We start from the raw sequence: 11,849 nt of genomic DNA, 5'->3' as shown, positions 1-11,849 counted from the left end.
CAGTGTCGCAATTCAAGTCGACTTTAGGTCAAGAGCTTTTTGCCCGATTACCTGCCACCCGGCGCTGGCAACGACTCACGCGGTGGCGTTGAACGCGTCGTGATAGGCGACTGTACCGGTCGGCATCGGGCCGTCGAAATGCGTCATCTGAAAATACTCGGCGGGCACGTCCGGCAAACGCCAGGACGGGTCTGCGCGGAACCCGAACCGTCCGTAGTAGGACGGCTCGCCCAGCACGACGCACCCGGCCGCATCGCGTCGACGAAGCGCCTCGATGGTGTCGACGTTACTGTGCGGGGGCCGAGGGGGCGGGGCTTTGCGGTGCGGGCGACGGGGAAAGCACGATCCCGCCAAGCGACGTTGAGGGTCCGGACGGTGCCGACGGCGTGACCGGTATCGATGCCCCACCCGACCCCGCCCCGGACGAACCGCCCGGTCCGTTCCACTCGCCCGGCACGCCCGGGATGGTCGTGCCTTGCGGAGAACTCGCGGATGGGGGGGCGGGTTGCGTGTATTGCGGCTGAGCGAGCACCGCCGATGCGACCGGCACGGGCAAAGGCCCGCTGTCGCTGGCAGCATCCGGCGTGGAGATCGATGGCGCGGGGGCCGGAGCAGGCGACGGCGCCTGCCGCTTGACCGGCGCTTTGGGCTTGGGCTCCGGCTTCCTGGCGAAGAGGCCCGTCACCCAGTCCGAGGCGCGCGTCCACCAGTCGCTGTACCAGTGGTGATTGTCAGGCGCTTCGAACTTCGCGCTGCCGTCGATGACCTTTGCGCGCAACGCACGCGAGACGACATCCCCGACAATCGGCAATGCGCTGTGTGCGCCCTGCCCCCAGTAATCGCTGCGTAACGTGATGCGGCTGTCGTTGAAGCCGACCCATGCGCCCGCCACCAGTTGGGGCTGCATCAGAATGAACCAGCCGTCGGCGTTGTCCTGCGTGGTACCGGTCTTGCCCGCGACGTCGGCCCGAATGCCGAAGCGCGTGCGAATCGCATTGCCGGTCCCGCGATTGATGACACCGCGCATGGTGTCGAGCAGCGTGTAATCGTCGTTCTCCGAGAGCGCGCGCTCGGGTCGCGCGGGTGAGAACGTCGCCAGCACGTCGCCTTCGCTGTTCGTGATCTGCGTGACCATTGTCGGCTCGCGATACTCGCCGCCATCGGCGATCGTGCCGTAGGCCGCGACCATCTCCTTGAGCGAGACCGGACTCGTGCCCAGCGCCAGCGACGGCACCGGGTCGAGCTTGCTCTCGCGCACGCCCATCGCGCGAGCAAGACCGACCACGCGCGACGGCCCGACATCCTGCATCAACTGCGCCGTGACGGTGTTGCGCGACTGCGCCAGCGCATCGGCGAGTTTCATCGGCTTGTTGGTCGGCGCGGTGTCGTCGCTGGGTCGCCAGATTTCGCCGCCGGCGAGCGGAATCTCCACCACCTGATCGACGATGGTGTCGTCCGGCTTGCGTCCCTTCACGAAGGCCGCGCCGTACACAAACGGCTTGAACGTCGAGCCCGGCTGACGACGCGCCTGCTGCACGTGATCGAAAGGATCGGTCGTGAAGTCGCGGCTGCCGACCCACGCGCGGATTTCGCCGGTGCGCGGATCGATGGCGAGGAAACCGGCCTGAACGCGCGTCTTCGTCGTGCGCAGGTTTTGCATGAACGTCTTGTCGGCTAACAGACGCTTCATCGCCGCTTCGGGCGCTTCACTGCTGGCCACGGCATTGCGGTATTCCGCCGTCTCGCGCACGAACGACTGGACCAGCGCCGTACTGTCGCGCCAACCGCCGCGTGCCGACCAATTCGCGTCGGCAATGCCCTGCAATTGATTCGCCTGACGCGTGAGCGCTTGGGTCGCCATCGACTGCAAGCGCGCGTCGATGGTGGTATGCACCACGAGACCGTCCGAGTAGATGTTGTAGTCGTTGCGATCCGCCCAGCCGATCAGCCACTTGCGCAATTGCTGTGCGAAGTGCGGTGCAGGCCCCGGCGCTTCGGTCTGACGTTCGAAGTCGACACGCAAAGGCCGCTTTTGCAGCGTCGCGAGCTTCGACGCGTCGAGGTCGCCGAACTTCACCATCTGCGCGAGCACCGTGTTGCGGCGTTGCAGCGCGCGCTCGGGATTGATCACCGGGTTGTAATAGCTGTTGCCCTTGAGCATGCCAACGAGCGTAGCGGCTTCGACGACGTCCAACTGATCGGCGGACTTATCGAAGTACGTGCGCGCGGCCATTTCGATGCCATACGCGTTGTACAGGAAGGGCACCGTGTTCAGATAGGTCTCGAGAATCTCGGGCTTCGTGTACAGCGCCTCGATCTTGAGCGCGGTGATTGCTTCCTTGAGTTTGCGCGTGAGCGTGGGGGCGCGACCGATGTCGTCCGGGTACAAGTTGCGGGCGAGCTGTTGCGTAATCGTCGAGCCGCCCTGACGATCACCGGAGAACGTGCGCAGCGCCGCCCCCGCCGTACGCTTCAAATCGATGCCATGGTGTTCGTAAAAGCGATGATCTTCCGTCGATACGAGCGCCTTGACGACGTTGGGCGAGATGTCCTTCAACGCCACCCACTCGCGATTCGACGGCCGGAACTCGGCCAGCAGTTTCCCGTCGACAGACAGGACCTGCGCAGGCTGGTCGACCTTTGCCCGGCGAATGTCGCGAATGCTCGGCGTGAACGGAATCAGAATCAGCGTGTAAGCGACGAGCAGACCAGGAAGCGCTGCCATGGCGATCAGCACACCGCGACGCGTGGGATGGCGCAGGTGATGCCAGGCGCGCGCCGCATACGGACAGAGCGGTTGCAAAAGGCGAAGACCCCGCCGACCCGCTTGGGCGACGGCGTGCAGCAGCGAAGAAAACAGCGACGAAATCGGGCGCTTCACGATGGGGGAATGCGTGGCAAAGTCCGCATCCTACCAAAACCGCGGCGCGCGACAGTTTGTCGCATCACGCGTGCGCGCTGCCTCTGGCTTGACGCGCATCAAGTTCCGCAGCGCATCGTGCTTCTACCATCGGTCGTGCTCTCTCACGACTTTGGACAACATCATGAAGCACTCCCTCGGCGCCACGGCTCTCGCCGCCGCACTGGCTATCGGTGCCGCCCTCTCCAGCGCATCCGCATTCGCACAAAGCACGGCACCGGCCACCGACAATGCGGCCACCACGAAGACCTTCGGGTTCATCAAGGACAGTTCGCAGGGCATCTACGCAGGCGACATCCTCGCGCGCGTACGCGCCATCGGCATCATGCCGGACTCGCATGCGAGTGGCAGCGTTCTGCCGACGCTGGGCGTCACCGTCAACAACGCCATCGTGCCGGAACTCGACTTCACGTACATGATTCTCGACAACGTCGGCGTCGAACTCATTCTCGGCATGTCGCGCCATCAACTCACGTCGAGCCTCGGGCATCTCGGCGGCGTAAACGTGCTGCCGCCGACACTGCTGCTGCAATACCACTTCAACCACGCAGGGAAGGTGCGTCCCTATGTCGGCGCGGGCATCAATTACACGCGCTTCTGGAATAGCAACCTCAATGCAGGCGGCACGCCCATCTCGATCAAGAACCACAGTGTGGGACCGGCGCTGCAAGCCGGTGTGGACATCCAGATGACGAAAAACCTCTTCTTCAACATCGACATCAAGAAGATCTGGATGAAGACCGATACGTCGCTCGCGGGCACCGACCTCGGCACGTTGCATATCGATCCCCTGATCGTCGGCGTCGGCGTTGGCATGAAGTTCTGATATCCGGTGTGGGGCGCCACGTGCCGGGGGGCCGCGGCGCCTTTTTTTTGGTTCCAACGGACGACGCGGCAAATTGTCGCGCCGTCCCTACATGCGAACGCAAAGCATTTACGCCCCTCGACAAGACACCCTACAATGCCTCCTTTCCCGAGCGCCGCCTGAGCCGCGTCTTTGCCGTCGCGGTTATCCGATTACGTGATGAGCTTATGACGTAACCGTGAGATGCGCTCGCAGGATGAGCCGCCAGACGGCCCGGCGATTCCCGTATTTTTCGTTCATCCGCTTAATCCGCTTAATCCGCTTATTCCGATCCGGCCCAGCATGCGCAAGCTTCGTCAGCATCGCGTCGCAATCGGGATCGCCCTGCTGGCGATCCTGCTGGCTGCGCTCATGCCCGCGATTGCGCAATGGCGCGCCGCCATGCAGGCGGATCCGTTTGCGGTCTACTGCACGGTGCAGGGCACGCAGGCCTCGCTGGGCACGAACACCACCGCGCGCGCCGTCGCCCAACGCGAACCTGCGCATGACGGCCACAGCGGCCATGACGACGCGCAGGCGCCGCCCGCGCATCGTGCTCATCCCGTACCTCCCGCTCAGGCAGAGGTCACCGGACTGCATAGCGAGCACGGCAACGTCGGCCACTCGCTCGACTCGGCAGATCATTGGGAAAAGTGCGGTTATTGCGCCTTGTGGACGCATCAGCCGCTCGTCACCACTGCCTTCCAGCTCCCCCCGCCTGTCGCGTCGGCGGGTATCGTTGCCGCCCCCCGGGCGCCGATACCGCATTTCCCGCGCGCCCGTTTCTCCGACGCCCTAGCCCGCGCGCCACCGTCCCTCGCCGTCTGATCCTCCCGCCTTCCGGCCATTGACCGTCAATGCCGGTGGTTCCCGTCGAACCCGTTTTGCGCTGCGTGCCTTCCGGCTGGCCCTGACGTTCGCGCTCGTCTCGCGAACGTGTGGCTCGCCATGCGTACCGGGCCGTCGACGCACACGTTCGACACTCACGATCATCAGGCGGCCGTCATTCGGTCGCGAGAGAGACATTCATGTCACGTTTCATGACGCAGAAGCCGTTGCAAGCGGCCATCGCGCTCGCCTTCGCCTCGCTAGGCAGCGCAGCACACGCACTCACATCGAACCCCGCAGCTTCGGTCGCCCTGGCGGGCGCCGCTGCCGTGAATCCTGCGGCCCCCGTGGCCACAACGGTCCTTGCCGCAGACACATCCGGAGTCGCCGCGACGACCGCACCCGCCACGCCTACCGCCACGTTGCCCGTCACCCACGTGAGCGCCCCGGCAGAGTCGCTCACGTCCCCCAATGTGGAGGAGCAGAAGGCCAACCTTTTCCAGACCGCCGGATCGGTCGGCTTCGTTGACGCCGACAGCTACCAGAACACCTACGCGTTCAACCTGCGCGACGTGCTGAAGGACAGCCCCGGTGTGTATGTCCAGAATCGCTACGGGCAGGAGCTACGCGTGTCGATTCGCGGCTCCGGTATCGCACGCGGTTATCACGTACGCGGCCTCGAACTCCTGCAGGACGGGATTCCCACCAACTCGGCCGATGGCAGCGGCGACTACTATCAGATCGACCCGATGGGCCTGCGCTCCACCGAGGTCTACAAGGGTGGCAACGGCCTCACCTACGGTTCAACCACACTGGGCGGTGCGCTGAACTTCGTCACGCCCACGGCCTACACGGCAGAGGCCCCCAACCAGTTCCGGCTCGAAGGCGGTAGCTTCGGCACCGTTCGCGCGAGCGGACAGATGTCGCGCATCTTCGGGCCGCTCGATGCGCTCGCGACCGTGACGCTCAACCGGTCCGACGGTTATCGCGATCACGCGAAAGGCAACTATGCCCAGATCAACGCGAACATCGGCTACAAATTCTCGCCGCGCGTGGAAACGCGTTTCTTCTTCGGCGCGTACATCGTCGATCAGAAGCTGCCGGGCACGTTGTCGCTGTTCGACGCGCTCAACAATCCCACCAAGGCCGCGGCTTCCGCAGTCGCCGGCGATCAGGCGCGTAACACCCGCACCGAGCGTCTGGGCAACCTGACCACGATTCGTTTCGACGTCGGCCAGCTCGATATCGCGTCGTGGGTCATTCACAAGAGCCTGTATCACCCGATCTTCCAGGTCATCGATCAGGACGGCTGGACCTACGGCGTAGCTCCCCGCTACGCGGCGAACCTCACGCTCGCGGGCATGCGTAACGACCTGATCGTGGGTGCGCGCTTCTTCGGTGGCAATACGAAGGCCGATCAATACGTCAACGTGAACGGCAATCGCGGTGCCCAGACGCTCGACGCCCGCCAGAGCGCTTACAACTACGAGGCGTATTTCGAGAACCGCCTGTTCTTCCTGCCGACGCTCGGGCTCATGGTCGGCGCCAAGGCGTACCGCGACGTGCGTCAGTACATCGATTACGGCGGCGTACCCGGCGACGTCAACTATCGCTCCACCAGCGCCGCCTACTCCGGCGTGAATCCCAAGATCGGCCTTCTCTGGGAGCCGCGCAAGGACGTTCAGGCGTTTATCGACATCACCCGTAGCGCCGACGTGCCCGACTTCACCGATCTGTCGCAGACATTCGGGGCGACGTCGCGATTCGTGCCGCTGGCATCGCAACATGCGTGGACGATCGAAGTCGGCACACGCGGCAAGCTCGATCGCGTGGCATGGGACGTCACAGCCTATCGTTCGATCGTGCGCGACCAACTGCTCCAGTACACGACGTCTCCCGACGTGCCGGCATCGACCTTCAATGCGAACAAGACCGTGCTTCAGGGTCTTGAAATCGGCGCGTCCGTCGACCTGTTCAAGAACGTGGCGACCACCGGCGACCGCGTGACATTGACGCAGATCTGGAACTACAGCGACTTCCGCTTCCGTGACGATCCGCAATACGGCAACAACCGCATTGCAGGCGTGCCGACCAATGTGCTGCGGACAACGCTCGGCTATGCGCTGTCGAATCGATTCCAGATCGCGGCGTCCCTCGACTGGGTGCCCACTGGCGCGTGGGTCGATTACGCCAACACGATGCGCGTGCCCAGCTACACACTGATCGGCTTGCAGGCGTCGTATCTGATCCAGCGAGGCGTGACGTTCTATGTCGATGCGCGCAATCTGACCGACAAGCGTTATGTATCGGATTTCAGCACCGTCACCGACGCACGCACGGCCAACACTGCCGTGTTCTACCCGGGAGACGGCCGCAGCGTGTTTGCCGGTGTTCGCGTCGCGTTCTGATCAAACCACACGCGCGCTCGAAAAAACTTCGGGCGCGCGATTCTCTCGCGTCGCCCTCATCCGCTCGGATCGAATCCTCACAGCATGCGACGCAGCGTGTCGTCACGACGGAAATAGTGATGCCACAACGCTGCCAACGCATGCAAACCGATCACCCAGTAGAACGCGCTTCCCAGCGTTTCGTGAATCTGCTTGATGGAGCGACGCATTTCGTCGTCTTTGCCGATGACCTGCGGCAGCGCGATATCCAGCCCCGGAATCGTCAGCACATGCCCGCCTGCATTCAGCGTGAGATAGCCCAGCACCGGCTGCGCGAAGATAAACAGGTAAAGCAGCAGATGCACGAGTGACGACCCCATGCGTACAAGCCATCCCTGACCGGGCAGCGGCCCCGGCGACCCCTTGATCAGACGCCAGAGCAAACGCGGCACGGCGACGACCAGCACGGCAATTCCCGTCCACTCGTGGATCGCCATGCTCAGCACTCGCGGCGCACTGCCTTTCGGCAGATATCCCTTCGTGATCACAGCGGCATACGCCATCACGATTAGCAGCGCCACCAGCCAGTGAAAAAAAATCGCGGGCGGTGCGTAGCGCTGAGCGGAAGAGAGCGGTGAGTCGAGTGAGTGGAACTTGATCGCTTTGGCCATCTCGGGGGGGACTCCTCTACTTTTTTTAGGTTCATTGAGCATTACCGGGGAAGGCGGCGCGGATTTTGAGGAAGAAGTATTCCTGGTCTCGGTAGCCGTAGGCGCGCCGCTTAATGACCTTGATAGTGTTGTTAATGCCCTCAACGATGCTGGTGTTTAGACGATGTCGGCATCTGGCCAGGATGCCATGCAGATAGCCTTTCAGACGCTGAGCGAAGGTGTTCAAGGGGGCTATTCCGCTTTGCTCGGCCTGCTCGCACCAGTGGTGCCAGGCTTGTTTTGCCCAGGCAGGTCTTCGGTAGAACCAGAGCCGCTTGAGTTCGTCCCTCAGGACATAGACCGTCAGCAGCGGCTGGTTGGCTTGCAGCAATTCGTCGAGCCGGACGGCCTGCTGCCGGTCTAGCTTGTCGCGGTTGCGCAATAACAGCCAGCGGCTCGATTTGATGACCCGGCGCGCGGGACGGTCCTGGCGCAGTTGGTTGGCCTGATCCACGCGCACCCGATCAATGACCTCTCGTCCGTACTTGGCCACGACATGGAACAAGTCATAGACGATCTCCGCCCGTGGGCAGTGGGCCTGGATTTCTAACTCGTAGGCCGTAGTCATGTCGATGGCTACGGCCTTGATGCGTTGGGCGACCCCACGCGGCAATTGCTCGAAGAACGCCCGAGCCGTCTCGCGTGAGCGTCCTGGGCCGATCCACAGCACCTGCCTGCTGATCGGATCGACGACTACCGTCGCGTACCGATGCCCTTTATGCAGGGCGAACTCGTCCATCGCTAAATACTCGATCCTGGACCAATCCGGTTCGCGCACTGACGCTCGGAGCCGGGCCTTGTCCAGCGTCTTGACGGTATGCCAACCCAGCTCGAAGAACCTCGCCACCGCCTGCACGTTGCTCGATTGCAGCAATTGGCTGCAGGCCGCCGCAAGCCGATCCGTCACCCGCTGGTAGCGACCCAGCCAAGTAAGCCGCTCCAGGCGCGGGCCACCGCATTGCTCACACAACAAGCGCCGGCGTGGAACATGAAGAACAACCCGGTACTCAAATAACGGCAGATCTCGCACCCGGCGCACCGTGGTCTCATGGACCTGGCGACATCGTGCGCCGCACTGCTCGCACAGCATCACCTTGGCGGTTGGCTTCAAATAGATCGACAGCGTGCGCCCTGTGCCCTCGGGCCACTCCACGCGTTCGACGGCATAGCCCTGCCAGCCTCCCAGCGACTCCAGCAGCTTGCGATCCAGCATCTCCACGCACTCCTGATGGCAAATTCCTGCCATCAAGAGTACGAAAACTTGTCAAATCCCTCCACGCTATTGCGCGATGAACCTTTTTTTAGCGGGGTCCTATTATCGCGCCCGCCTCATGCCGCGAACAGGCCGCAAATCGTCACATTTTGTTACGCAAAAATTCTCCTCGACATTCGGATTCCTCCTCCCCATCGATTCGCCGACTGTGCCGACAATATCCCCTCGGCGCACAGACTCGCTGCGGTGCCACATCGATGAACCTCCTTGGCCGGCGCACGCCCGGCCGGCCTTTAAAGCCCCGCTCGCGGGGCTTTCTTTTTCTCTCCTTCCGCTCTTTCGTCCGCATCGTTCGACAAGGTCCGACACACATCGCAGGAGCCATCACCGAGCCGTCTCGCTGCGGAGCAACATTCGCAATGTGCATCGGTGAGATCAGCCTATCGCGTCGCAGCGATGAAAGGTTTGTGAACTATCCGAGAGAATGGGTACACGAATGCAGAAGCGGCAATGTCTGCACCGTGACTAGGACGAATCCGATCCAAAAGATAGGACGACACCTTGAAGTGTTGCGTGAAGCCCTCACAGCACTGGTCACGGCTCGACTTGCAGGCAGATAATGTTTATCAAAATCCAGGAGGACAGATCATGCGAAACATCACTTTCCCCCAAGGCGACACCGTGCCGGTGCTCGGGCAGGGCACATGGATGATGGGTGAGAAACCCGAGCGCCGTCGCGACGAGATCGCCGCGTTGCGTCTGGGCGTCTCGCTCGGCATGACGCTGGTCGATACCGCCGAGATGTATGGCGAAGGCGCGACGGAAAGCCTCGTTGGCGAAGCGCTTGACGGCTTGCGCGACGAGGTGTTTCTCGTGAGCAAGGTGTATCCGCATAACGCCTCGCAACGTGGCGTCATCGCGGCGTGCGAACGAAGCCTCAAGCGTTTGCGCACCGACCGCATCGACCTGTACCTCTTGCATTGGCGTGGCGATGTTCCGCTCGAAGACACCATCGCCGGTTTCGAAGCGCTGGTCGACGCGGGCAAGATCCGCCAATGGGGCGTGAGCAATTTCGATCTGGACGACATGGACGAGTTGTTCGACGCACCGGGCGGCACAGCATGCGCGACGAATCAGGTGCTGTTCAATCTTTCGCGACGCGGCCCCGAATACGATCTGATGCCTTGGCTTGCGACGAATCGGCTGCCGATGATGGCCTACTCGCCGATCGAACAAGGGCGCTTACCGACGAATGGGGTCCTTAGCGAGATCGCACGCAAGCGTCACGTCGAGCCGCTTCAGATCGCGCTGGCCTGGGTGCTGAGCCGTCCCGGCGTCATCGCTATCCCGAAGGCCGGGTCCGAGGCCCATGTGCGTGCGAACCGTGCGGCGCACGACATCAAGCTGAGCGACGAGGAACTGAATCTGCTCGATCACCACTTCGAAGCGCCGTCCCGCAAACGTCCGCTGGAAATGATTTGATGCCGGATCTGCGCCCTGATCGGGAAATGGCCTGGAGAACGCACCGGGATTTTGAGGGCGCTCGGTCGCGCAGGCCTGACGCAGTACACTAGACGTTTTCGAATTTTCGCAGGACGTCTTCATGAGCGATTCACGTCCCGTCGTCGTTATCGGGGGCGGTTTGGTCGGCGTGTGTACCGCCGCATATCTTCAGCGCGCGGGGCACGCCGTGACGCTCGTCGACCGGCAGTCGACGCGTCAGGCGGCGTCGCTGGGCAATGCCGGGTGCATCAATGGTTCGTCCGTCGTCCCTATCGCGATGCCGGGTGTGCTCTGGCAAGTGCCGGGATGGCTGATGCAACCGGATGGGCCGCTGGTGCTTCGGTGGGGCTACCTGCCACGTATGGTGCCGTGGTTGATGCGCTTTATCGCGGCGAGTCGGCCCGCACGGGTCGCCCAACAGGCACGCGCGTTGCGCGCCCTGCTCGGCCCGGCACTCGACGCCTATCAACCCCTGCTCGACGATGCCAACGCCAACGATCTCGTGACCCGTCGCGGGTATCTCATTGCCTACTCCAGTGAGAACGGCATGGCAGGCGACGAAGGTGGCATGGCCTTGCGGCGTGACAACGGCGTGCAGATCGAAACGCTGGACGCCGGCGCGCTTCGCGAGTTCGAACCCACGCTATCGAACGATTTCATCGGCGCGCGTTATATCAGCGAGACGGGGCACACCTCGGATCCGGGTGCGTTGGTGGCGCGTCTGACCGCTCAGGTCGTGGCGCGAGGCGGACGCCTCGTCGATGCGGCGGCGACAGCCATCGAGACCAACGGTGCACAGGCCGTTGCAGTGCATACGGACAAGGGACGCGAAGCCGCGAGCGCCGTCGTCGTCGCGGCCGGCGCGTGGTCGGCCCCCTTCGTGCGGCAGTTGGGCGACAGCATCGTCTTCGACACCGAGCGCGGCTATCACGTGGAGATTCCGACGCCACACGAGATGCCGTCGCGTCCCGTGATGTGGGCGGAAGGGAAGTTGTTTGCGACGCCGATGAACGGCCGCCTTCGCGGTGCGGGCACGGTGGAGCTGGCAGGGCTCCAAGCGCCGCCGAATTGGCGACGTGCCGATCTGCTGCTGGGCCAGCTTCACAAGATGTTCCCCGGCGCGGTGCCGGGAGTGAAGTCGACGCAGTCGGTCGACGGCGCACGCTGGCAGGGTTTTCGCCCGAGCACGCCGGATTCGCTACCGGTACTGGGGGCTGCGTCGAAAGTGCCGAACGCCTTTTATGCCTTCGGACACGGCCACGTGGGTCTCACGGCGGCGGCCTCGACCGGACGCACGATCGCGGGGCTGGTGAGCGGCGAGCGGCCGTCAATCGACCTCTCACCGTTCTCCATCGGGCGATTCCGCTAGCGCATCCGGCGCGCCCGCCCCACGCGTCCCCCATCCGGCACCGTCTGCGGCATCGCCTTTGCGCCCAATCAGCGC

General features: G+C 63.3%; 9 protein-coding genes. 5 read left to right on the top strand and 4 right to left on the bottom strand.

What is annotated here, in order from left to right:
* Nucleotides 1-75 precede the first annotated feature (75 nt).
* Together MB84_RS29770 and MB84_RS03600 are read right to left on the bottom strand one after the other, a co-directional pair.
* On the bottom strand, nt 76-237 hold the full coding sequence (locus MB84_RS29770) for a hypothetical protein (protein ID WP_157122625.1): 162 nt from the start codon (nt 235-237) through the stop codon (nt 76-78).
* A gap of 49 nt (nt 238-286) precedes the next feature.
* Entirely contained in the window at nt 287-2,860 is a 2,574-nt protein-coding gene (locus MB84_RS03600) for a penicillin-binding protein 1A (RefSeq protein WP_425415900.1), read from the bottom strand.
* Between the two features lie 184 nt (nt 2,861-3,044).
* Here MB84_RS03600 and MB84_RS03595 point away from each other — a divergent pair, with 184 nt between their 5' ends.
* From MB84_RS03595 to MB84_RS03585, 3 genes are all read left to right on the top strand, one after another.
* The gene (locus MB84_RS03595) at nt 3,045-3,746 is read left to right on the top strand and encodes an OmpW/AlkL family protein (RefSeq protein WP_046293368.1); all 702 of its coding nucleotides are present in this window, start codon (nt 3,045-3,047) and stop codon (nt 3,744-3,746) included.
* A 321-nt stretch (nt 3,747-4,067) separates the two neighbouring features.
* The gene (locus MB84_RS03590) at nt 4,068-4,592 is read left to right on the top strand and encodes a DUF2946 family protein (RefSeq protein WP_052652913.1); all 525 of its coding nucleotides are present in this window, start codon (nt 4,068-4,070) and stop codon (nt 4,590-4,592) included.
* Between the two features lie 200 nt (nt 4,593-4,792).
* On the top strand, nt 4,793-7,000 hold the full coding sequence (locus MB84_RS03585) for a TonB-dependent receptor family protein (RefSeq protein WP_245725474.1): 2,208 nt from the start codon (nt 4,793-4,795) through the stop codon (nt 6,998-7,000).
* A gap of 77 nt (nt 7,001-7,077) precedes the next feature.
* Here the strand turns inward: MB84_RS03585 and MB84_RS03580 are convergent, their stop codons facing one another.
* Nucleotides 7,078-7,650: a cytochrome b gene (locus tag MB84_RS03580; RefSeq protein WP_046290786.1), complete on the bottom strand. Its 573-nt coding sequence runs from the start codon at nt 7,648-7,650 to the stop codon at nt 7,078-7,080.
* A 31-nt stretch (nt 7,651-7,681) separates the two neighbouring features.
* Nucleotides 7,682-8,902 carry an ISL3 family transposase gene (locus MB84_RS03575; protein ID WP_046289972.1) on the bottom strand — a complete coding sequence of 407 codons (1,221 nt, stop codon included), beginning with the start codon at nt 8,900-8,902 and terminating at the stop codon, nt 7,682-7,684.
* Nucleotides 8,903-9,550: 648 nt separating this feature from the next.
* Between MB84_RS03575 and MB84_RS03570 the strand changes: the two genes are divergently transcribed.
* The gene (locus tag MB84_RS03570) at nt 9,551-10,384 is read left to right on the top strand and encodes an aldo/keto reductase (protein WP_046290785.1); all 834 of its coding nucleotides are present in this window, start codon (nt 9,551-9,553) and stop codon (nt 10,382-10,384) included.
* Between the two features lie 121 nt (nt 10,385-10,505).
* A complete protein-coding gene (locus MB84_RS03565) occupies nt 10,506-11,774 on the top strand; it encodes an NAD(P)/FAD-dependent oxidoreductase (RefSeq protein WP_046290784.1) in 1,269 nt (422 codons plus the stop codon).
* Nucleotides 11,775-11,849 lie beyond the last annotated feature (75 nt).

The organism is Pandoraea oxalativorans, from assembly GCF_000972785.3.
Classification (GTDB): Bacteria; Pseudomonadota; Gammaproteobacteria; order Burkholderiales; family Burkholderiaceae; genus Pandoraea; species Pandoraea oxalativorans.
The sequence above is the reverse complement of the archived record's forward strand: the minus strand, read 5'-3'. Positions and strand labels throughout refer to the sequence as shown.

Excerpts from the sequence above, each read along its gene's own strand:
- MB84_RS03595 (WP_046293368.1), top strand. The coding sequence starts at position 3,045 with ATGAAGCACTCCCTCGGCGCCACGGCTCTCGCCGCCGCACTGGCTATC.
- MB84_RS03590 (WP_052652913.1), top strand. The coding sequence starts at position 4,068 with ATGCGCAAGCTTCGTCAGCATCGCGTCGCAATCGGGATCGCCCTGCTG.
- MB84_RS03585 (WP_245725474.1), top strand. The coding sequence starts at position 4,793 with ATGTCACGTTTCATGACGCAGAAGCCGTTGCAAGCGGCCATCGCGCTC.
- MB84_RS03580 (WP_046290786.1), bottom strand. The coding sequence starts at position 7,650 with ATGGCCAAAGCGATCAAGTTCCACTCACTCGACTCACCGCTCTCTTCC.
- MB84_RS03575 (WP_046289972.1), bottom strand. The coding sequence starts at position 8,902 with ATGCTGGATCGCAAGCTGCTGGAGTCGCTGGGAGGCTGGCAGGGCTAT.
- MB84_RS03570 (WP_046290785.1), top strand. The coding sequence starts at position 9,551 with ATGCGAAACATCACTTTCCCCCAAGGCGACACCGTGCCGGTGCTCGGG.
- MB84_RS03565 (WP_046290784.1), top strand. The coding sequence starts at position 10,506 with ATGAGCGATTCACGTCCCGTCGTCGTTATCGGGGGCGGTTTGGTCGGC.